The following is a 23,670-nucleotide window of genomic DNA, read 5'->3' on the forward strand; positions in this document are numbered from 1 at the left end:
TTCCAAAATCACAGCGAGCCAGACCTTAGGAGGACATTAGCTAATAAAAGCCATTGTTATGCCCTCTAAAGTTGAGCTTTAACTGGCCTAATGGCTCAACTCATAAACAAACTCACCATCTTTAGCTGTCACTTCTACCTTACTAATTGGGGAGCCTTCCAACATATGGGTTAAAAATTTATTACTGATCTCCGGCAATAAAGTATTGGTGAGAATAGAATCGATCATTCGTCCACCACTTTCCAGTTCAGTACAACGACTGACCACTAAATCAACCACTGAATCGTCATAATTAAAGTCAATACCCTGACCTGTTTCAACTCGATGCTTAATTCTATCCAGTTGTAGTTTGGTGATTGATTTGATCATATCGTCAGATAATGGATAGTAAGGGATAGTTACGATGCGCCCGAGTAAGGCAGCGGGGAATACACCTAATTGTGGCTCTCTTAAGGCTTTAGCAATACCATCTGGCTCTGGCATTAACTCAGGGTCTTTGCACATGTTCATGATCAAATCACTGCCCACATTTGAAGTGAGTAAGATCAAGGTGTTTTTGAAGTCAATCGAGCGACCTTCACCATCTTCCATTACGCCTTTATCGAAAACTTGGAAGAAAATTTCATGTACATCTGAGTGAGCTTTTTCTACTTCATCTAATAATACAACTGAATAAGGTTTACGACGCACAGCTTCGGTTAATATACCGCCTTCGCCATAACCCACATAACCTGGAGGTGCACCTTTAAGAGTAGAAACCGTGTGGGCCTCTTGGAATTCACTCATATTGATGGTGATAACATTTTGTTCACCGCCATACAAAGCTTCAGCTAGCGCTAAAGCAGTTTCTGTTTTACCTGTGCCCGATGGGCCACATAACATAAACACACCTATGGGTTTATTAGGATTGTCTAATCCAGCACGAGACGTTTGAATACGTTTGGCTATCATCTCCATACCATGGTCTTGACCAATTACGCGCTGTTTCATGACATTGGCTAAATTAAGCACGGTTTTGACTTCGTCATTAACCATTTTACCTACTGGCACACCTGTCCAGTCGGCAACCACAGAGGCGACGGCTTGTTCATCACAGGCTGGTAGTATTAAGGGAGTCTCCCCTTGCAGTTCGGCAAGTTGTTGATGTTGCGCTTCAAGTGCAGCTTTAGCCTCGGCTATAGCCACTGAGTTATCAATGGCTTCAACCGGTGTACCGTCATCATTTTGAGCTTCTTCTGCCACTTGTTGTTCAGATAATTTTTGCGCGGTTATCAAATCACGTAAGGTTTTTCTAGCCTCAAGAACGCCATCTACTACGGTTTTTTCTGATTGCCATTTTTCGGTTAATGCTTGTTCTTTTTCACGTTCGGCAATTAAACATTCTACTATAGAGTCCATACGCTTTTGATTAACCACACCAATAGCGGCTTCTTTATCCAGTAAATTTTGTTCCACAGTGAGGTTTTCGATACGCTGTTTGCAGTCTTCTAATTCCGCTGGCGTAGCAAATTGACTAACAGCTACACGAGCGGCTGCTGTATCTAACAAACTCACGGCTTTATCAGGTAACTGCCGCGCAGGAATGTATCGATGAGAAAGTTTAACTGCGGCTTCAATAGCAGCGTCTAACATTTCAACTTTATGATGTTTCTCTAACATGCCAGCGATATTCCGTAACATCAATATGGCTTTTTCTTCGCTTGGCTCTTCGACTTTTACTACTTGGAAACGGCGGGTAAGTGCAGGATCTTTTTCAATATGTTTTTTGTACTCAGCCCAAGTGGTAGCCCCTATAGTGCGTAATTCGCCTCTAGCCAAAGCAGGTTTTAATAAGTTAGCCGCATCACCTGTTCCTGCTGCACCACCTGCTCCTACAAGAGTGTGAGTTTCATCGATAAACATGATGATAGGTGTGGTAGAAGATTTAACTTCTTCTATAACTTGTTTTAGACGATTTTCAAACTCGCCTTTCATGCTTGCACCGGCTTGTAATAAACCTATATCTAAACAAAGTAACTTAACGCCTTGAAGTGCGGGGGGCACATCACCTTTATTGATACGGTGAGCAAAACCTTCAACAACAGCTGTTTTTCCGACTCCGGCTTCCCCAGTTAAAATGGGATTGTTTTGCCTACGGCGCATCAAAATATCAATAAGTTGTCTGATTTCTTCATCACGGCCAATGATCGGGTCTAACTCCCCTTTAGCCGCTTGTTCGGTTAAATCAGTGGTAAATTGATTTAAGGCTTCTTGTTTACCCATAGTCGCTGGAGACATAGCATCACTAGAGGTACCAGGTTCACCACCACCAATATGAGAACCGTCAGTAGCTTTGGTGTTGTCTTCGCACGAACCAGAGACTATGTCCAACAACTCGTCACCTAGTTGCTCGATTTTAATTTTTCCAAACTCTGCTGACATGTTGAGCAAACAGTTTTTTAATTCCCGTGTTTTCAACATCCCCAAAACTACATAGCCCATTCTGACTTTGGTATCACCATAGACCAAACTGCCATAAACCCACGCCCGTTCGATAGAGTCTTCGATTTGGCTGGATAAATCTGAAATAGAACTCGCACCTCTTGGCAAGGAATCTAATGTATTGGTCATGTCTTTGGCTAAAATAGAAGGATCAATATTAAAATGCTTAATAATTTTATGTAGGTCAGAGTCTTGTAATTGCAAGATTTGTTGGAACCAATGTACCAACTCTACATAGGGGTTTCCCCTGAGTTTACAAAACACGGTTGCACTTTCTACCGCTTTATAACCAATAGGATTAAGTTTACCAAAAAGATTGACGCGACTAATTTCAGCCATTGTGTTTACTCCCTTATTTAGTGGTGATTAACATGCTTTCTTATAGACTAAAATGGGGTCGTGCTGCGCTAAGTGGCTAGACTTATCTTGACACCATGAATTAATACCGAGTTTTGCAGAGCCTAATTGACACGGTTGTGTTTGATGCGCTTTCAATAAAATATTAATTGAAAACTCGTATTCTTGGCCAACTGATTTTTGGGTCAGTTCGACAATACTTTCTAACCGTTGATTATTATTTAACAACCTTATGTATTCAGAATATTCTACCGGGCCAATATTGATCGCAAAATTAAAATTACGTTGAAAAGTGCGCTTACCGCATATGCTATCGACACCCAATGAAGCGTTATTTTTACCTAATTGAGTTTGTTCATTTTGTTCTAGTTGATACCACTGCCCCTGAAACTCTTCAATTGATACTTCAAGCTGCAAATACTCAGACAACAACTGGCTTAATACATTACTACTACGATTTTTGTGGCTAAATAAGCCGGATAAGTACTGGTGAACATTGCGGTTTTGGTTAAAAGTGTCTTGATAGACATTGGCTTCACCAGAGAAAGCATTGAGCCTTTTTTTGAAGGTATCATGCTCTTGTCTGTCATGGCTGACTGTAGGTTCTGCATCAGCCCAAGCTCGATAGAACAGTGAGATAAACCTATGATTAAAGACATCTAAAAATTCGGTAAAAGTTTTATCTTTGAGGCGGTAGTTTCTTTCAATTGCATATTCAGTTAAATGACTTGGCAAAGGTCCATTTATCCCAAGCATGCCCCAATAACTATTTTTAAGCTTGTAGTCACCTGACTTAGGTTCGAATCTGACATTTGTAAAAGCAGACGAATGAAAATGCAATAAGGCTGTTTGCCCAAATCGTACGCAATCTTGCTTAGGTGAAACTGAATAACCAATGCGACTGGAAAGTGGCGCATTGGCATCCAAGTATCTCAATAAGGGGGCAAAACCTTGTTGATAAAGTTCCTCAGGATCCTTTGATAACTCGTCTAAATAGAGCTTCGCAAGCCGATTCGAATTGGCCATCGATATATTTCCCCGCGATCAGATGAGTTAAGGACAAGCTGCGTAAAAGAATTAATACTCACATATTGAGCGAAAAATTGGTCAAGCACCATACCTAACATAAAGGTGCTATTTCCCTCATAGGCCAATTCATCAACAGTGATCTCGATTGCAACACCACGACCAAAACAGATAGGTCCTGCGAAAGGTAAACGGCTTGTAATTTGACGTGTTTTTAAACCAATAATTCCATCTATTTGTTTTACCTGCGAATGGTCTTTTTTATTCATCATTAAACCAAGCAAAGTTTTAAGCTTGGTAAGTGCCGAGGTAGAGTCGTTGTCATTAATACCTAGAAAATTAATGGATAATTGATGAATAAGATCCCAAGCCACGTTTCCCTCGCTTAAAGGAGAGCTCGGTCGGGTTGGCTCTCCAACACATCGAACCGATTCGCAAGGTGCTCCTGTTTCAATAGTAAAATCTGTCTTACTTTTCCCCAAAGGCATCATCAATGGCAAATCTCGGTTACAGCATAATGTGTCAACCGATAGTTGGCGTAAATTATCAGCAACAGGAGCATTTTTTGGATCAACTAGTGATATGTATACCTCTGTACCAATATAACTTGATCTGTGCCCGAACTTTCTTTGGTTCACATTAAGGTTTCGAGTGTTTCTACTTAACGTATAAAATGCACTACGCTTTTTATCCTGACTTTCATCAGCACCATACAGAGGTAGAAATTCCGTTGTTGGTTCAATTCCTGAAGTAAATCCCTTAATGTTATTAATAGAACAGACTTCAAAATCCAGTGGTCTCAATTTATCTGGCACAACATGAAAATCATTGGTTAACCGCGAGACATTGATTCGTTCTGCTCGTTTGGGAAATAGATTTATTGCTGGAGTACAATGTAGTGAAAAATTATCTACCGACACTAAATTTTCTAAACGTACGTCGTTGTGATCAAGCAACAACAATAGTTGCAGTTTTTCTTCATTACATTGTTTAACTGTTGCTTGTAGATTATCTAAAGACAAAAACAAGTAACGTTTAGCAAAAGAAAAATATTCTTTGAGCAAACGAAAACCGTCAAATTGACGATTACAATAAGGTAACAGTGCGTCTTCCTTCTCGTAGCCGTGTGGCGTCACTTTAGTTGGGGCTTGCTGAGTTCGCCAGATATTGCCACTGCTTTTGTATAAACACCCTTGATACCCTTTATATAGAGCTTCAAATAAGTACAGTGGGAATGACTCAGTGCCGCGTATATGCAGCATCAAAGAGTCTAATGACATTTCAGAAAACTTCATACCTGGAGCAGCTTCCAATGTAATCATTACGCCACTTTTAGGGGTATAATTTAACGATGTTTTCGTAATATATGAGGTTAATTCCTGAGCATTAATATACTCTGCTTTAGTTAGCTTTATTGGCCACAAAGTGACCTCATGAGATGTCCTGTATTCGCAAGATGTTTGTTCACCTTTGCTGAGCAGGCTATGCAAAGCTGTTTGCCGAGGAATAGTCACACCTTGGGCTAAACTACCTTCTTCAAAATCTGGACTAAATTGAGCAATCAACATCGAAGGAGAAGGCTGTAAGAAAGTAGGAAAAAGTTGCTCAGTTAGATGCTGAGTAAATTTAGGAAATGATGCGTCCAGTTTTAAGTGAATACGAGCAGAAAGGAAAGCAAAACCCTCGAGCAAACGCTCAACATAAGGATCCGAACAATCAAAACCTTCAAGACCTAAACGCCCGGCAATTTTTGGGTATTCTTTAGCAAACTCAGCGCCGGTTTCTCTTATGAATTTTAATTCTTGATTGTAAAACTCTAAGAATTTGGCTTCCATTTTATATTAGTTCCAGTTATTGAGCGTTACGCTACCGTTTTCTATATCGACTTCAGTTTTTAAAAACAGTTGTAAAGGCAAGGGCTGAGCCCAAAGATCCCCTGAAATTTCGAAGGACAGGGTATTACCACTCATTTCTTTTTGCGCTACCGAAATTTTAATTTTTAAGGTCTTCGGAATAATACGTGGTTCATAATTTTTAATACTTTTTATCAATTCTCTTTCAATATGTTTAGGATTAAATATCATACTGGCGTAACCAGACAAATCGATAATGCCGAAATTTAAAGTGGATTTTTCTACTTCTGGATAACCAGTTAAATCCATATTTGCCGATGCCGCTACACTATTCAAAAGCCAAGCCAAATCTCTTTGCACCAACTCCTTTAATCGCGATACAGAAATAACCCGCTTTTCTCTTGTTTCGCTGGTTTTCTCTGGTTCATCATCTGATAGGCGATCAAGTAAAGAGAGCTGCAATCGCTCTTTTTGGGAAAGTTCAGGCATTAGTCGTGGTGAAGTTTAATTGATTTGATATTGAGTATCGGATATTCAGCTTTGTCGGTGATAAATACTCGCTGTCCACTGCCCACATAAAAATGTTCTAGCGGCTCTTGCCAATCGCATGTTCTTGCAAGCAATTGAGCATCAGTTGTTTGTGCCGTAATGGGATAACGTACTGGCATAAATACCACGAGTTGACCTTTATTTTTTAACGTCAAATTGGCAGGACGCCACACCAAGTCACGAAGGTCATCAACAGGTTCAAAATTAATCTCAGAAATATATTCTAACGGTAACCAATAATATCCGCCGTTTAGCATGACTTCTATCGCTGGGCCAAACCTCACATCTCCATCACTTAGCCATTCAAATGGCTCATCATCGATCGTGCCTGAAATAGCGGGGGCAAGTTCAGCACCGTTTTGAAGTAATTCATTGGCCTGCTTAATATCATTTAAACAATATTGTTTATAAGCCTCTACATAACTTGCCAACCAGCTTGAAGGCTCTCCAAAACAAATAGGTTGAATATCTCCCGAAAGCACTTTTTCCCTTCTAAATTCACACTCAATCAATTGCTTATAGGTGCTCACCATTGCCAAAGTTGAATCTGATAAATCTTTTAGCACGTCTAACTGTGTTACCGCACGTTGCCAGTCACGATTAATGCACGATAATTGAAACAAAAAAATGCGTAGTTGCAAATTACTTGGATCTTTTTTTATCTCATTGAATAACTGGATTTTGCACGAAGCTAAGTCTCCAGATTTCAATAGGCTTTCTGCATTCATGGTTGGTCTTCTTATGGTTTCTTGCGGAAATTTGGCTACTCAAAATAATGAGTAGCCAACTAAGACTCTATAAATCTAAGATTACACTACAGCATTCTTAGCAATGTCATAAGCAAACTCTGGTTGTTTACCTTTACCACCATCTGGTGTTTGTTCAGTATAAACAATCTTGTATTCACCAAAATTCAAAGATACATTTTCAGTAAGCCTGTCTTCTCCGCCTGATCCACCTGTAGAAACAGAAGAGACGATAATATCTTTCATCGTAATGACAATATATTCCAGTTGTGAGCCACCGGCCTTACGAACGGTTAACGTACCTTCTTTAATATGGTCACCTAAAGTACATTTTTGCATCAATACAGTGGATGCCAAATCAACATATTTAGTAAAGGTAATATCTTGAACATTTACTTTACCAGCGCCACTTCCTGAACCCATATGAGTCGTGCCATTTTGTGACATGCCCCAACTCCAGGCCAAAATATCAATTTCATCTTTCTTTTCTTTATCTTGTGCTTCACCGTTTATACCATCTAATTTTAAAAACTGGTCAACAGCCATAATAACTCTCCTTTGATTTTACTATTAAGTATCTTAAATTTTAATTACTGCTTTTCTGAAGGTAACTTAGACACCAAACGTAATGATGCGGTTAGCCCTTCTAACTGGTAATGTGGTCTAAGGAAAAATTTGGCACTATAGTAACCAGGGTTTCCTTCAACCTCATCAACAACTACTTCTGCTCCTGCCAGCGGTTTCCGCGCTTTTGTTGCTTCGGATGAATTGGTTGGATCTCCGTCAACATAATTGTTAACCCAACCTTGCAACCATTTGTTCATTTCATCACGACCTTTAAATGAACCTACTTTATCTCGCACAATACATTTTAAATAATGAGCAAATCGGCATGATGCAAATAAATAGGGTAGACGAGCCGCTAATGCTGCATTTGCAGTGGCATCTGGATCATCATATTCAGCCGGTTTTTGTAACGATTGGGCACCAATAAAGGCAGCCATATCACTATTTTTACGATGTATCAGTGGCATTAATCCACAAGCAGATAGTTCTGCCTCACGTCTATCACTAATCGCCACTTCAGTAGGACATTTCATGTCCACGCCGCCATCATCACTTGGGAACGTATGCACAGGCAATCCCTGCACATCCCCGCCTGATTCAATACCACGGATCCGCGAGCACCAACCATATTCTTTAAATGAGCGATTGATATTTACCGCCATTGAATAAGCCGCATTAGTCCAAGCATATTTAGATGAGTCTGGACCACTTACATCTTCTTCAAAGTCAAAAGCTTCAACAGGGTCAGTTTTATCACCATAAGGTAATCGAGACAATACTCTAGGCATTGTTAGGGAAATATATTTGGCATCTTCGGTTTCACGTAACGATCTGAAAGAAGCAAAATCAGGCGTCGAGAAAACTTTAGTTAAATCACGAGGGTTGCTTAATTGATCCCAACTATCTAATTGTAATAAGCCTGGAGCAGCAGCAGTGATGAAAGGTGAATGAGATGCAGCGCATATTTTAGACATATTGGTAAGTAAATTGACGTCAGCAGGACTGTTGTCAAAATAATAGTCACCCACTATGGCACCAAAGGGTTCACCACCAAATTGTCCATATTCTTCTTCATAAAACTTTTTGAAAACCGGGCTTTGATCCCAAGCTGTTCCCGCAAATTTTTTGAGGTTTTTACCCAGTTCTTTTTTAGAAATATTAAAAACACGTACTTTTAGGGTTTCGTCAGTTTCGGTATTATTAACTAAATAATGTAATCCACGCCATGAGCCTTCTAACTGCTGATAGTCTTCATGATGTAAAATTAAATTGACTTGCTCAGACAGTTTCTTATCAATCTCAGCAATAATGGCCTCGATTGAATGAACAGTGTCTTCGGATATGATATTCGCATCTTGCAGTGCGTAACCAGCAAGCGTATTTACCGCTTTTTCTACTTCAGATTTTGCATGATCAGATTTTGGTTTAAACTCTTTTTGCAACAATGATGCAAAACTATCTTGATCGAGATCTTCCCATGCGGTTTGTTCTGCTTGCGTTGTTTCTTGTTCAGCCACTTGTTATTCCTCCCCACTTTCTTCTTGTTTAGGTGCAGCACTTAGCGTTGCTAATAAAGTTGGATCCGTCAGTGCTTTGGCGATCAGTTGCTCGGCACCTTCCTTACCATCCATGTATGTCACTAGGTTAGAAAGTTGATTTCTAGCTTCAAGCAATTGCTTAAGACCATCAGTGTTTTTTGCAATTGATGCAGGAGTAAAATCATCCATACTTTCAAAGTTCAATTCCACTGAAAGATTACCTTCTCCAGTTAATGTGTTTGGAACTGATAACTGAACCCTGGGTTTTGACGCTTTTAGACGGTCATCGAAATTATCAACATCAATCTCTAAAATTTTTCGTTCAGAAATGGGTGCTAAAGGTTCTGCTGGATTACCACTCAAATCAGCCATAACACCCATAACAAAAGGAATTTGAACTTTTTTCTCAGCACCATAAAGCTCTACGTCATAATCGATTTGAACTCTCGGTGCTCTGTTACGACCGATAAATTTTTGACCACTAGCCACGTTAATTCTCCTTAATATTATTAATTAATTTATAAATATTCTTATCTGGGCTTTATTTAATAGGAACTACTACATGAATTTTTATCTTCGTTTTAATCTGAATCTGAAATTCCACCCAGTGTCTTAACCTGAGCTAATGCATCGGGGAAAATATCTTTAACTATATCCAGAAAATCTAAATTAACCAATTTATTTGCCCGACTAATTAGTATGGGTACTGGGCTAGATGGCTCAAATTCTTGATAATAAGTGAGTATTAAATCGAAACACCGTTCAACGTCTTGACGCGAAGTCAATTTCATTTCGGCACTATTGAAATTTGTACTGCCGCCTGAGGGTGCTGCCCCCTCGATTTGTTGATTATCTGAAAGCTCACTATCAGTACTTTCGTCTGTAGTGGTTATCACTTCAACTTGGAGGTTGCCATACTTTTTTAACGCGTTGGAAACACTATTAAATTCTGCAATTAGAATATCAAAATCAACATTGTACTCATTACCTGCCTGTTCAATGAATGTTTGATTTATTTCCTTAAGGTGGGCAATACACTGGTTAATTACTTGAAACAAAGCAGTTGTTTCTTCAACTTTAGCTTCTTTAAATATCCCTATAATTTGCGATATTTCTATTTCTGGAGTGTCTTCTTTATTGGCATCTGATGGATTTACTGCTTTATCAATCAACTGTAAGGAAACATTCCCAAGGATTTTAGAAGTTGCCAGCGGTAATGTTCTAATAGTATTTAATACAAAACTTTTGTCTGATAAATGGCCTAGTGCAGATATTCGTTCTAAGGGGTCTCCATCATCTTCATCTAATTCTGGATAAACATCCTGCCATTTAGTTTTTACTAATTGGGATAAACCGTTTAAGCATTGTTCAAACTTGACTATGCCTTCGGTATTTAAAGCAGATTGGGCCAATATACAGATTAATTTTAAGTCTCGAGTTTTTTCATGTACTCGAGTGCTTGTTTTTTTACTGTTCGCCACTCGGGAGGTTCTGCAGGAATTGTTGAATTTCCATCAAAACGTTCTGCAATACCTTGGGATTCGAAAAAAAAATTTTGAAATCCGGAATCGTCGTCAAGATTAACTCCACACACAGACTCACCCGAAATGTCAGCGATAATATCTTGATCGTAATCCATCTAGCACTTTCCTTAGACTTTCTTGATTATTTCTCACACAAATCTAATACAAATGAAGATGATTGCAAAGATAAATTTTCCCGCTCTTAAATTTTCCCGCTCTAAAAATTATACACTTGTCCTACTACTTACATATTTTGCAAAAATATGTGTAAGATTAATCAATCTTTATCGTGAAGGCACATTATAGTTTGACTATGCTGTATATTCTGGTTATTCATATTCTGTGCGCAAAAATATATACATTTAAGCTTTACTTAGTAGCCTAAGACGTTAAGCATGCATGAGTTAAAACACAGCAAATATTCAGAGTTCAGTATTGCTATTGATTAAGAGATACTTTCATCACAATCAAGGTATTCAATTAGCGTAAAAAAGACCATCATATTGGCGCCAACTTACAGGAAACGACATGTCAGGAACACAGAGTTTATTAGCTATTGCAACATCCTTAGGTGATGGCAAATTATTGCTGCGCAAAGCAGAAATTATTGAAGAACTTGGCAGACCTTTTTCCATTGAGGTTGAACTAGTCAGTGATGATGAAGAAATATCCTTAGACGATATTCTGGGTGAAAATGTCACTATTCGTTTAGAAACAGAGAACGAAAGTCGTTTTTTTAACGGCATTGTTACCGAGTTTTTCCAAAAAGAAAACATCGCCAGAACGGCCTGTTTCGGCGCGGTCATTAAACCTTGGTTTTGGCTTTTGACATTGAGTGAAAATTGTCGGATTTTTCAGGAAAAAACCTATCCTGAAATCATTAAAGCGGTATTCGAAGATCTTGGTTTTTCAGACTATGAGGACCAACTAACAGGTAGCTATTCCCCCCAAGAATACGTGGTTCAATACAATGAAAGTGATTTCAATTTTGTGTCCAGGATCATGGAACAGGAGGGAATTTATTATTATTTCACACACACCAATGGTAAACACTCTATGGTGTTGGCCGATGACAGTTCGGTGCAGCCCAATGTTGGCGAGATCCCATTTTATGAAAAAGAAGAAAGCGAAAATTTAGTTGATGTAGAGGGAATTGTTAAGTGGGAAAACTACAGAAAAATTCGCACTGGAGGAGTTAGCTTAGGAGATTTTGATTTCACCACCCCTTCAAAAAATCTAAGCTCAGTTACTGCCGATCCTAAAACAGGCTCTTTATCTTCTCTACAAAAGTTTAACTATCCAGGAAAATACACCGAACAGGCGAAGGGAAAAAGTTACACCAAAATATTAATGGAAAAAGAAAATGTTCATTACGATCAAAAATATTGTGAGGGTAACGCTAGAACTCTATATGCGGGCAGTCAATTTAAACTGATTGATCATCACCGTGACGATCAAAATGACAATTATTTAGTAGTGAAATTTTTGTGCGTCTTAAAATCCGAAGAATATTTCTCTAATACTAAAGGTGAAACGGAGGAGCTTTTCACTTCCACTTTTACCGTTATTCCGGCAAAAGTTGTTTACCGACCTCAGTGTCTTGCCATTAAACCTAAAATTACCGGACCGCAAACTGCAATAGTGGTAGGAAAAAGTGGTGAAGAAATATGGACCGACAAATACGGTCGCATAAAAGTCCTATTTCATTGGGATAGATATGCTAAAGCCGATGAAAAAAGTTCCTGTTGGATAAGAGTATCTCAAACTTGGGCAGGCAAAAACTGGGGAGCGATACAAATTCCTCGTATTGGGCAAGAAGTTTTAATCGATTTTATCCATGGCGACCCAGATAACCCTATTGTAATTGGCAGTGTGTATAACGGCAGCACTATGCCTCCATACGAATTGCCTGCAAATGCAACCATGTCTGGAGTTAAGTCCCGTTCGAGTAAAGGTGGCGGTGGCTTTAATGAAATTCGTCTGGAAGATAAAAAAGGCGAAGAACAAATTTTTGTCCATGGCGAAAAAAATCAAGATATCAATATTAAAAATGACTGTTTTGAAACCATCGGAAATGACCGTCATTTGATAGTTAAAAATGATCAAGTTGAGTTAGTAGAGAATAACCGAAGCGAAGAAGTCAAAGCCGATCACGTTGAAAAAATTGGTAAAGATAGACATCTCGAAGTGGTTGGAAAAGAAGCTAAAAAGGTCCAAGCATCTCTATCATTGACAGTAACAGGGGATGTGGCAGAGGTATTTAAAGCCAACCATTCAATGCAGGTGACAGATGACAGCTATATTAAAGGCACCAATATTTGTATAGAGGCAAGTGATAACATCACATTAAAAGTCGGTAAGTCGACAATTGCGATTAGTTCGGCCGGAATAGCGATAGAAACCACAGGCGATATCAAACTAGATGCAAAAACGAATATCGATGTTAAATCGGGTGCCAATACTAAAATTAAAGCCGGAGCTATGGGTAACTTTGAAGCCGGTGGAATTGCCACTATCAAAGGTAGCATGGTCAAAATCAATTAAAATAAATATGGCTAGATTGACTAGCTCTTGAAATACATACTCAACTGACAGATAAAGTGGAGGATAAACATGGCTATACAAGTAAACATGGGGGCCAGTTTAATGTGCACTATGGGAGTGGCGCCTAGCTCATTAGTGGTGCTCCCTCAAAATAAAACCATCGCTGAAAGTAAACCAGCAGCTAACATTATGGATCACAAACCTTTTGTTAATATCCTGCCATTTGGTATGTGTAAGTCACCTGCAAATCCAGCAGTTGCTGCGGCTACAGCGGCTGCTTTGGGTGTGTTAACTCCCATGCCTTGCACACCTGTAACACCAGGTCCATGGACGCCAGGTTCTGCTACTGTAATGATTGCAAATTTTCCGGCCTTAAATAATTCCAGTAAGTGTATGTGTGCTTTTGCGGGGGTAATTTCAATTACTAATCCAGGGTGTACAAAAGTGATGGTGCCATAGCATTACTATTAGTGAAAATAAGTTTATTTTCTGTCCGAAGTGCTTATTACCTAATGGAACTTTTATTGCTATCATCAGAAAATAAGTGCGATATTTAATGTGGAATTGACTTTATGTTTATATTTAAAATGACAAGGGGGATTAGTTTCTAGCTATGCCATATTTGAAACTAAAAATTGTATCCGGCAGCGAAACTGGTCAAAACGATAACGTTAGTTTTTCACATCTCGGCGGTTCCATTGGGCGATCTGAAGATTGTGATTGGACTTTAATAGATAGTGATCGATTCGTTTCGAAAAAACACTTGGTTATCACCTTTAGAAATCAACAATTCATTTTGACCGATGTAAGTAGTAATGGCGTTATTATCAATAATGCACGGGAACCGTTAGGCCGAGGCAATGAACATATATTTCAGGCTACTGATACACTTATCATTGGAAAACATGTTGTTAAAGTTGAAGATATTAAGCTCGATGTCGAAGATGCAAATGCAAATCCATTTCAAACACAGCACGATGATGGAGACTTGTTTAGTTTAATAATGGGCGGGGACTCAACTCCAGAACCGATGCAAGAACCACAAACGCCTCAAAAAATACCAGACACATCAGACTTGTTCAAAGATGTTGAACAAGATAGTGGACTTGGATTAGGAGAAATTTTGTCTACTCCTATTAAGTCTCCAGCAGCAAATGAATTTACAGACTTTAATGAGCAATCCAATCCATTTAATATAAATCCGCAGCCTACTACACCTCAAAGTGCTAGTTTTGAAAGCCACGATATTAATACAAATGTAAAATCTGACGAGATCCTTATACCAGATGATTGGGAGATGTTTGATTCAATATCTACCACTGGTAACCTTGAATCGCCTATTGAAATAAATACACCTGAGACTCATGTTGCAACTGAAGAACATATTGAGACACATCAACAAAACAATATTCCGGCAGCTGCAATACACCAAAGCGCTCGCGAATTATTGCCTGAGAACAATCCAGCAATAATTGATGAAGAGCCTGTAGTAAAACCTCAACTTCAACCTCAACAAACGAATCCGCAAACTTCAGATAATATTAATAAAAAAGTAACGAACGAAGAAATTTCAAATACAACTAACGATGATTTCTTTACAACTTTATATGAAAAGCTAGGGCTCTCAAAAGAATTTAAAGCAACAATCAATCAAGAAGTTTTTGCTGAAGATATCGCGACTATATTGTTATCTACTACTCAGGGCTTAATGTCACTTTTAGCCAGTAGAACAGCCTTTAAACAAGAATCCCGAATGTCAGCGACACTTATTCAACCTAAATCTAATAACCCGATAAAGTTTTCAATTGATCCTGTTGATACTCTTGAAATGCTTCTGGTTAAGAAGAAAAAGGGGTATATGTCTGTGGAGAATTCGTATGATGAAGCCATGGAAGATATTCAATTACATCAGATGGCATTTATGTCGGGGTTACAAGGCACATTAGATGGGGTCTTAGGGCAATTGGCTCCTGAGGATATTGAAAAGGAAGTAAATAAAAAATCTCAAATGTTTAAAGGATTAAATTCGAATTCACAATGTTGGAAAATTTATAAAGAAAAACAGCCCTTGCTGGCAAAACGTGTAAAAGAGAATCTTAATGAAGTACTAGGCACCTATTTCTCAGATTCATATCAATCACATATTAATCGTTATAAGAACGAAAATAAAAAGGAAAAAGCATGTTAAGGCATCTATCAAAAATCGGCATTTTATATTTATGTTTTCTACTCGTATCCTGTTCGAGTAACACTGAAAACACTGTAGACTTCAATTACTTCATAACTGCGTCTGCAGATATCAACCCTGACATAGAGGGTCGTCCTTCATCTGTTATTGTGCGGATATATCAATTAACAAATAAAATCAATTTTGAAAATGCAAGCTACGATGCACTTTTTGAAAGTAACCACAATGCACTTGGTACCGAATATATCAACTTAGACGAATATTTAATTGACCCTAATACTCGAAAAGAAGTTGAACTTAAAATATCTGAAAATGCTAAATATATTGGTGTAGTGGTAGGTTATCGTAGTACCGACATGGTGACTTGGCGCACTATAAAAGCGGTGCCAGAAGGCAGTTTTTGGAGAAACTCTGGAATCGAATTTAAGATTGACAAGTTATCTGTACGAGTAGTTGAAATCTAATAATAATATAGAAAACAAATAAAGGATCAGTGTATATGGCATGGGAAAAGAAGGTAATTTGGTCGGAAGGGATGATGCTTCAGCCCCATCATTTTCAGCAACAATCCAGATATCATGAATCTCAGTTAAGATATAACAGTTCCTTATGCCGTCCTCATTTTTGGGGAATATCATCGATCGAAATTGATAAGTCTCATTTAAAAAATGGTAAGTTTTGTATCAATGCCGCTGAAGGCATATTGCCAGATGGCAGTTATTTTAACTTCCCGAGTATTGATACTTTACCAATGGCAATCGATATAAATGAAGACTTATTAAATACCACCATCTTTTTAGCTGTTCCAATTAGGCGAAATGGAAATACTGAAACATCCCGAGATAGTGCAATTCATAGCCGATACTCTATAGCAGAACATGAAGTGAGAGATATATCTGGTATATCGTCAACACAACAAATAGTGGAAGTATCAGGTCTAAGTTTTTGTTTACGTACAGACAAAGATGACAACAATGAGTTTAGTTGCATACCAATTGCCTTTATTGAAGATGTGAGTGCCAGTAATAACGTTAGTTTAAAACAAAGTTTTATTTCTCCAAGCCTCAACATTAAGAATAGTGCGTACATCTCTAGCTTTTTAAGTGAGTTAGTCAAACTGGTTAAACATCGTATAAGTGCACTAGCGTCACGGGTGTCTGTAGCAGGAAAAGCTACAACCACTGAAGTTACAGATTTTTTGATGTTGCAAACTCTTAATCGACACTCACCTATTTTAATCAATTTAGATCAAGCAGAAAGCCTCAGCCCTTATGAATTATATGAGAACTTTATTGGCCTAATTGGTGATATGAGTACTTTTATTAAAGCAGATAAGATGGTGCCTGAGTTACCCATCTACCAACACAACAATCTAACTGAGGTTTTTAAGTCTCTTATTGAAGAGCTGAGACAAGTATTCAGTGTTGTCCTAGAACAAAACTCACTCAATATTCCATTACAAGAAAAACAATACGGTATCAGTGTTGGCGTGATTGCAGACAAAACATTATTTACTTCTGCTTCCTTTATACTTGCCGTGACCGCAGATCTATCAACCGAAGAACTTCGTAAGTATTTTCAGGCTCAAGTCAAAATTGGGGCTATTGAACAAATCAAAGAATTGGTCAATGTGCAATTACCTGGTATCCAGCTTAATAGTCTAGCGGTAGCACCGCGAGAAATTCCTTATCAACGCAATTTTATCTATTATGAATTAATTCAGAATGGAGAATATTGGACTGCTCTAGCTGAGTCTGGTGGGATCGCATTACATGTAGGGACCAAGTTTCCAAATTTAAAAATTGAACTTTGGGCCATCAGGAGCAATTAATAATGCAAGACGAAGATAGGACTATGATTATTCCGAATCCAGGAGGACGACGGAAGTCAGCAAACACCCAAACATTCCGACCTTCATCACCTGAGTTAACTCAGCCCGCTCGTGCACCAGATCAAGTTAATTTGAATGCTTCTGCACAATTTGATGGCGAAAATATAATTTTATCTTGTGCCAGCGACTTGATAATTTTGGCAAGCCATATTCGTTCATTAGAGCCAAGTAATAGTATTGAACAGCTGCGCAGAGACATCGAAGCCTTAATTACAAAGTTTGACCAGCAACTTAGTCAATTTAATTTAAGTAAAGAAGTTAGCCTTACAGCACGTTATCTCATATGTTGTTTACTCGATGAGCTAGTACTATCGACTCCTTGGGGATCGGACAGTGTTTGGAGCAATCAAACCTTACTGAGTAAATATCACAAAGAAACATCCGGTGGGGAAAAGTTTTTTCTTATAGTGAACAAACTACTCGAACAGCCACAACGCAATATTGACCTGATTGAGTTATGTTATGTCTGTTTATCATCAGGATTCGGTGGTAAATATCGGCTTTCAAAACAAGGTGAATCCGAACTACTAGAAATAAGTCAAAGATTGTATACACCAATAGAACAAATTCGCCCTATTAGTCGTGATTTATCTCCCGCTTGGCAAGGTGTGGGAGATACCAAAACAGGTTTCGTTAAGCAGTTTCCACTCCCGGTATTTTTCTTAATTCTTGGATTCATTTTAATCGCTGTATATATTGCATTTTTATCCAGTTTGAAAGCAAAAATAGAGCCGTTATATCAGAAAATAGAATCTATTGGTTGGGAACAGTCAGTCCCCCAACCAGCAAATCGACAAGCGAACCGAATTGATATAAATACTGTTGCCACTTCATTAAAGAGCGTATTGAGAACCTATATAGATGACAAAATTGTATCTGTTGATGTAAGAAACGATCAGCTTATTATACGATTTATTAGCACTAGTTTGTTTAAGTCGGGTAGTAGCATTATTAATGAAGATTCGCTGCCAGATGTGAATATCTTAGTTAATGCAATAAAAGATTATGCAGATCGTGTTCTGGTTGTGGGGCATACCGACTCTACAGGTAAACCAGATTCAAATTGGGTTATATCTCGTAAAAGAGCGGAAGCCATTGCTAATTGGCTAACAAAAAGTAACCAACAATTATCCAATACCATGACTAGAGGGGTTGCTGATACACAACCACTAGTTAGCGACGATAGTGATTACAATCGAAGTATTAACAGACGTGTAGAATTGACCCTGATTTTGAAGGATGAGCTCATATAATGGAAAAAATAAAAACAATCACTTCTAGCAGATGGTTTTTTCCTATCGTCTTCTTTTTACTTTTTTCGTTATTTATTTTATTTGCTGGGCCTTACTTTGCTTTTGCAGAATTCTATCCGTTGGCCGCTCTAAGTACTCGGATTTTCGTTATCCTAATAGTGTTGTTTATTTATCTAATTGTGCAGTTTGTTAAATACCACCGACAGATGAAAAAACAACAAAATTTGGTTAAAGACATCACCGAAGAAGATGGACTAAATGACGTTATTAACTCTGAATCAGCAGAGTTAAAGGTTAAGTTTGACCAAGCCTTTAGTATGCTAAAAAACAAAAAAGGGGGCCAGAACACTCTTACTGACATTCCTTGGTACATGATAATTGGTTCTCCTGGAAGTGGTAAAACAACTTTACTGTCTAATTCTGGTTTACAGTTTCCACTTTTTAATGAACTAGGAAATCAAGCTGTACAAGGTGTTGGGGGGACAAAAAACTGCGATTGGTGGATAACCCAAGAAGCAGTCTTGCTAGACACAGCTGGCAGGTATAGCTCACAAGATAGTCATCAAAAAGCCGATCAGACTGGATGGAATAACTTTTTAGGTTTAATTAAAAAATATCGTCGTAAACCTATTAGTGGTTTGTTGGTAAGTTTTAGTATGTCTGACTTGATGACAATGAATGAATATGAAATGAGTCAGCACATTATGCAAATGAAACAACGAATTGCAGAAGTGAATGACTTTTTTAAAACCAGATTTCCTGTCTACATCATTATTACTAAATCTGACATGCTTGCGGGCTTTAGCCAGTTTTATGAAACCTTTTCACACAAGGAAAGAGAACAAGCATTTGGTATTACTTTTGATAAAAAGGATAGTATAGAAGGCGATATCCTAAGCCATTTTTCACAAGAGTTTAGGGAATTAACCCAGTCTGTCACTCGACGCCAGTGGCAGCGGATCTCACTGGAAAGAGATCCTAATCGTAAGTCACTTATTTACAGTTTTAGTGATCAGTTTTCTTCTTTAAAACCGACACTTGATAATATATTGGGTAATTTAGCCAAACTTGATGATGGCTTAACAACAGGCATAATCAGGGGTGTATATTTCACCAGCGGCACACAAAGTGGTGCGCCTATTGACCGTATTATCGCTAAAGTGTCTTCAGCCTTTGGATTAAAAAATAAAGCAAAAGCGCTATGGAATAACGACCAGCGTAGCTATTTTATAAAGGAGCTACTACAACAGGTTATTTTCCCAGAATCTGATCAATTTGGTGTATTAGTAGGTCATGACAAACGAAAAAATTTGATTAAACGCATAACCATGGCCGCATCTGCTGTGTTTACCTTACTAATTGTTATCGGCTTTTTTATTAGCTTTGGCAACAATTCACGTTATGTTGAGTTAAGTGAGTCATCAGTAGATAAGTGGAGTAAAGAGTACGAGACTTCAGTTTCCAGTGGTGCTGACTTAAGAAGTTATATCCCCGCACTAAATGACTTTGCCGATAACATAGCAGCAGTTGTTGAACAAAGTGAATCTCAATTTTCAGGCTTGGGCTTAGCACAGTCAAACTCATTAGAAAATGCGCTTACGGCTAGTTATAATAGACTATTGTCTTCAGTCCTTTTGCCATATATTAAAAAACAAGTAGAGCTTCAGCTTAGTAGCACTGACGATATAAGTGAAAAATATCAAGCATTAAAGGCCTATTTAATGCTTGCAAACGCAGATAGAAGAGACCGTGATTTTTTGAGGTATTGGTTACACAAAAACCTTAACAATCACTCCTTTTTTACCGACACAGAGTTTGTCCAGGTTTTCGCTCACGCCAACAACTTAATCAAAAATAATATGTCACTTGATAGTGTGGATAATTCTTTGGTAGAGAGATCCAGACGCATTTTGCAATCGCAAGCTGTTTCAGATATCTATTATGAACAATTTAAAATAGCCTACATGAACAAGTCAGAAAGTATGTTGTCAATGGCGCAATTAGCTGGTTCAGACTGGCGTACATTACTAACAACCACTAAAGACGACATACAAACGATTTCAAATTTTTTTACACCTGAGATATTTGCCCAAGTGTTGGGTAAAGAAATTAAAGACTATTTAAACCAATTAGAAACCGAAACATGGATTTTAGGTGAGGGTAATGTGATCAATAAAGGTGCATTATCATCAAAACTTGAAAAATCTTATGCACGAGACTACGTGAATAATTGGCAAGAATTATTGCAATCAGTTTCTGTCAAACAAACCTCTAATATGGCTGCATTAGATTCGGCATTGAAACTAGCGGGCGGACTAAACTCGCCTCTATTTCAGTTACTTGAATCTGTATCTCAAGCAACAACACTAGTAGAAATAAACTCTGATTCAAAATTAGCAAATTTGTCTGCAACAGCTGACAGAGCAATGAGTAAAGCCAACAGGTTAAACAACTTACGTAGTACTGACACCCCTGAATATTTAATTACTTCGCAGTTTAGTCAGTTACATGAGCTCTTAAGCGAAGAACAAAAAACCATTGTATTGCAAAAAATGACAACCATAGTTTCTGATATTTCAGTATCGCTAAACTTTGATTTAAGAAATGAGAACGTTAGCGTAAACGACAATCTACTTAAACCTTTACAAGCCTTTGCATATAGCCAACCAGCACCATTGAATCGCTGGGGAGAGCAAATGGCACGAAATATAAAGGCAATGCGCGACCAAACTCAAAGACTTAAAATTGCAAAGCTTTGGCAACAAAGTGTTCTGGATAAATGTACCGATACTATTCAATTTAAATACCCTTTTGTACGGTCATCTAAAACAGATGCAGGTCTAAGAGATTTATCTCAATTATTCGGGTCATCAGGTAGCATTTATCAGTTTTTCTCTAAACATATACGACCTTTAATCAGGAGTAATTCTTATCCATATCAATGGAACGAAAACGTTGCGAGAACCTATGGTTTTAACAATGATGTTTTGCCATTTTTTGAACAAGTAAACAAAATACGCGATAGTTTATTTGTTAACGATGGCGATAATCCTCAACTTACCTTGGCCTTTAAGCCAATTTATTTAGATTCTCGACTATCAAAGTTCAAAATGTCAATTCATGGTCAAAATTTGAGTTATCAATTTGGCCGTCCTACAAGTACTAATATTGTATGGCCACCACAAGACTTTGGTTCAAGTAGTCAATTTTCTTTTCAGCGTCGTGATGGCAGTGAAGTAGTTGAAAGCAAAAACGGCTTATTTGCGTTATTTAGACTGATTGAAGAGGCTAAACGCAAACAGATAAATGAAAATAAGGTAGAAGTGACATTTACAAAAAATGATTTTGAAGCGATATATGAAATTACTGGAAACGGCAGAGTTAATCCTTTGATAATATCGCAGTTGTCTAACTTCAAATGTCTCAACGAATTTTAGCGATATATAATGAAAATTGGATTTTTTGGAAAGCTACCTGGTTATGGTGATTTTGTTCAGCGTAACGTATGTCCCGAGTTTGTAAAATATTGGGATAATTGGGTATTAAAGTCCCTGAGTTCATCTCGTGAACAATTAGGTGATTCATGGAGAAACAAATACTTTAATAGCCCAATTTGGCGTTTTGTTATTAGCCAAGAAACGCTAAGTCAAACACCAGTGGCCGGCTTTATAATGCCAAGCGTAGATAAAGCGGGTCGATGCTACCCTTTTACTGTTGTATGCCAAGCAGAATCTGAAGTTAATCCTTTTATAGTCGCTCGGAAAATTGATCTGATACATGAAGTAGGAGAAGACTTTGCGTTAAGTTTATTGGAAAATATAAAGCCTGATCTCGATGAAATAACAAACGTTCTGAATGAAATTTATCAAAGCTTGCAAGAATCAAAGTGTCAAAGTGCAGATATAAAAGCGGTGAGTTCAGTCATGGAGCTAGCTTGTATTACTGAGATTGATTCTCTTGATTTTACACTTGGCAATGAGTCTTTTTTACAAATTTTGCTAAAGGAGCAAAATGCCAATATGTCTATTTGGTCGATGGGCAATACAGAGGGCACTAATCCCCAGATACGTTATTTTTCTGGAATGCCGCCAATAGACAACTATTATTCATTTTTAGTTGCTGATGAAAACTAAGAAATATCGTTATTACGGCCTTATTTCAGCGACTTAAAGGCAATGTATCATCTAAATTTAAAGTGTTTGGCGGAATAGTATTGTTCCCATCTAATATTTCTAAAGACGGTTGATTATCAACTACTATAACAGTGACATTATCTCGAGCTTTACGTTCTAACGAAGTTGTAATTAATAAAGGCGCAATAGAATCTAATGGTGTATTAAGTAACAGTTGCTCAATCTCGACATCATCAATCACTTTGTTAAGGCCGTCACTACATAAACAGTACTTATCCCCATCCAGTCTAACATCACTTACCACATCTAAATCTAACTCATCACTAGCTCCAACGGCTCGAGTAATGACATTGGCATTTGGGTGACGTTCAGCTTCTTCAGGGGTTAGAAGTCCTTTCTGGACCAATTCCTCTACTTGGCTATGATCTTGTGTAAGTCGGGTGAGTTTATTATTGCGAACCCGATAAATTCGGCTATCCCCTGCCCAAATACAGTGAGCAAATTGATGGTCAAAAACAAGTACAACTACCGTACTTCCAATGACGGCTTGTTTCTCACTAGCCATAGAAACTAGACGGCTATTGACTTGCTGCAATACATCTTTGATTTGCTGAGTACCCAAAGGATAGGAATTCGAATTTGCAATATTCTGCAAACCATCCACTATCATTTTACTTGCTACATCACCTTTGGCATGGCCTCCCATCCCATCGGCAACACACCACATTCCCACTTGCGGGCAGTCTAAAAAACCGTCTTCATTTACTTTTCGTATAGTACCAATATCTGTTTTCGCTACCGATTTCCATGTACATTCAAGCATAATTCTTTATTCCAGTGCGGCCGATTTATAAACATAATACAATTTTAAGATAGGTCAGTCGCCCTATCGTTTTAATACTTTTCTTCGAGTCAGTATAAATATAAATGTCTTTGATTGCTGGTATTATTCTAGGTAGACTGAAGTTCAAATACTGCACGAATTCTCTTAAATATTGAAGCCATTCTTGCATTAAATCTC

Annotated in this window: 19 protein-coding genes; 8 read left to right on the forward strand and 11 right to left on the reverse strand. The window is 38.0% G+C overall.

The window, feature by feature from the left end:
* Positions 1–87: 87 nt before the first annotated feature.
* The 10 genes from tssH to GARC_RS22795 all read right to left on the reverse strand — a co-directional run bounded on the left by tssH (position 88) and on the right by GARC_RS22795 (position 10,756).
* Positions 88–2,820, reverse strand: a complete 2,733-nt coding sequence (tssH, locus tag GARC_RS22750; protein WP_007624962.1) for a type VI secretion system ATPase TssH — start codon at positions 2,818–2,820, stop codon at positions 88–90.
* Positions 2,821–2,847: 27 nt separating this feature from the next.
* Positions 2,848–3,864, reverse strand: a complete 1,017-nt coding sequence (gene tssG / locus GARC_RS22755; RefSeq protein WP_007624963.1) for a type VI secretion system baseplate subunit TssG — start codon at positions 3,862–3,864, stop codon at positions 2,848–2,850.
* Positions 3,828–5,699, reverse strand: coding sequence for a type VI secretion system baseplate subunit TssF (gene tssF, locus GARC_RS22760; RefSeq protein ID WP_007624964.1), 1,872 nt, complete (start codon positions 5,697–5,699; stop codon positions 3,828–3,830). The genes tssG and tssF overlap by 37 nt, the downstream gene beginning before the upstream one ends.
* 6 nt (positions 5,700–5,705) lie before the next feature.
* Positions 5,706–6,206 carry a type VI secretion system baseplate subunit TssE gene (gene tssE / locus GARC_RS22765; RefSeq protein WP_007624965.1) on the reverse strand — a complete coding sequence of 167 codons (501 nt, stop codon included), beginning with the start codon at positions 6,204–6,206 and terminating at the stop codon, positions 5,706–5,708.
* A complete protein-coding gene (locus tag GARC_RS22770) occupies positions 6,206–6,994 on the reverse strand; it encodes a type VI secretion system accessory protein TagJ (RefSeq protein WP_007624966.1) in 789 nt (262 codons plus the stop codon). The genes tssE and GARC_RS22770 overlap by 1 nt, the downstream gene beginning before the upstream one ends.
* Before the next feature lie 81 nt (positions 6,995–7,075).
* Positions 7,076–7,558, reverse strand: a complete 483-nt coding sequence (locus GARC_RS22775) for an Hcp family type VI secretion system effector (protein WP_007624967.1) — start codon at positions 7,556–7,558, stop codon at positions 7,076–7,078.
* A 44-nt stretch (positions 7,559–7,602) separates the two neighbouring features.
* On the reverse strand, positions 7,603–9,096 hold the full coding sequence (gene tssC / locus GARC_RS22780; protein ID WP_007624977.1) for a type VI secretion system contractile sheath large subunit: 1,494 nt from the start codon (positions 9,094–9,096) through the stop codon (positions 7,603–7,605).
* Between the two features lie 3 nt (positions 9,097–9,099).
* Positions 9,100–9,606 (reverse strand): type VI secretion system contractile sheath small subunit, encoded by a 507-nt coding sequence (gene tssB, locus GARC_RS22785; RefSeq protein WP_007624978.1) that lies wholly within the window; start codon positions 9,604–9,606, stop codon positions 9,100–9,102.
* Positions 9,607–9,698: 92 nt separating this feature from the next.
* On the reverse strand, positions 9,699–10,529 hold the full coding sequence (locus GARC_RS22790; RefSeq protein WP_007624979.1) for a type VI secretion system protein TssA: 831 nt from the start codon (positions 10,527–10,529) through the stop codon (positions 9,699–9,701).
* Positions 10,530–10,543: 14 nt separating this feature from the next.
* Positions 10,544–10,756 carry a hypothetical protein gene (locus tag GARC_RS22795; RefSeq protein ID WP_007624980.1) on the reverse strand — a complete coding sequence of 71 codons (213 nt, stop codon included), beginning with the start codon at positions 10,754–10,756 and terminating at the stop codon, positions 10,544–10,546.
* A gap of 412 nt (positions 10,757–11,168) precedes the next feature.
* On the opposite strand from GARC_RS22795, the gene GARC_RS22800 reads away from it, so the two are divergent.
* From GARC_RS22800 to tagF, 8 genes are all read left to right on the forward strand, one after another.
* The gene (locus GARC_RS22800; RefSeq protein WP_007624981.1) at positions 11,169–13,184 is read left to right on the forward strand and encodes a type VI secretion system Vgr family protein; all 2,016 of its coding nucleotides are present in this window, start codon (positions 11,169–11,171) and stop codon (positions 13,182–13,184) included.
* Between the two features lie 69 nt (positions 13,185–13,253).
* Complete coding sequence (locus GARC_RS22805) at positions 13,254–13,643, forward strand: DUF4280 domain-containing protein (RefSeq protein ID WP_007624983.1); 390 nt, start codon at positions 13,254–13,256, stop codon at positions 13,641–13,643.
* A gap of 154 nt (positions 13,644–13,797) precedes the next feature.
* On the forward strand, positions 13,798–15,372 hold the full coding sequence (gene tagH, locus GARC_RS22810) for a type VI secretion system-associated FHA domain protein TagH (RefSeq protein ID WP_007624985.1): 1,575 nt from the start codon (positions 13,798–13,800) through the stop codon (positions 15,370–15,372).
* Positions 15,366–15,836, forward strand: coding sequence for a type VI secretion system lipoprotein TssJ (gene tssJ / locus GARC_RS22815; RefSeq protein WP_007624986.1), 471 nt, complete (start codon positions 15,366–15,368; stop codon positions 15,834–15,836). Before tagH ends, tssJ begins: the two co-directional genes overlap by 7 nt.
* Positions 15,837–15,871: 35 nt before the next feature.
* Positions 15,872–17,203 (forward strand): type VI secretion system baseplate subunit TssK, encoded by a 1,332-nt coding sequence (tssK, locus tag GARC_RS22820; RefSeq protein WP_007624987.1) that lies wholly within the window; start codon positions 15,872–15,874, stop codon positions 17,201–17,203.
* Between the two features lie 2 nt (positions 17,204–17,205).
* A complete protein-coding gene (gene icmH / locus GARC_RS22825; protein ID WP_007624988.1) occupies positions 17,206–18,516 on the forward strand; it encodes a type IVB secretion system protein IcmH/DotU in 1,311 nt (436 codons plus the stop codon).
* Positions 18,516–21,953 (forward strand): type VI secretion system membrane subunit TssM, encoded by a 3,438-nt coding sequence (gene tssM / locus GARC_RS22830; protein WP_007624991.1) that lies wholly within the window; start codon positions 18,516–18,518, stop codon positions 21,951–21,953. Before icmH ends, tssM begins: the two co-directional genes overlap by 1 nt.
* 9 nt (positions 21,954–21,962) lie before the next feature.
* Positions 21,963–22,649, forward strand: a complete 687-nt coding sequence (gene tagF / locus GARC_RS26110) for a type VI secretion system-associated protein TagF (RefSeq protein WP_007624995.1) — start codon at positions 21,963–21,965, stop codon at positions 22,647–22,649.
* Between the two features lie 25 nt (positions 22,650–22,674).
* Here the strand turns inward: tagF and GARC_RS22840 are convergent, their stop codons facing one another.
* Positions 22,675–23,472, reverse strand: a complete 798-nt coding sequence (locus GARC_RS22840; protein ID WP_007624997.1) for a PP2C family protein-serine/threonine phosphatase — start codon at positions 23,470–23,472, stop codon at positions 22,675–22,677.
* Positions 23,473–23,670 lie beyond the last annotated feature (198 nt).

Source organism: Paraglaciecola arctica BSs20135 (assembly GCF_000314995.1).
GTDB classification, from domain to species: Bacteria; Pseudomonadota; Gammaproteobacteria; order Enterobacterales; family Alteromonadaceae; genus Paraglaciecola; species Paraglaciecola arctica.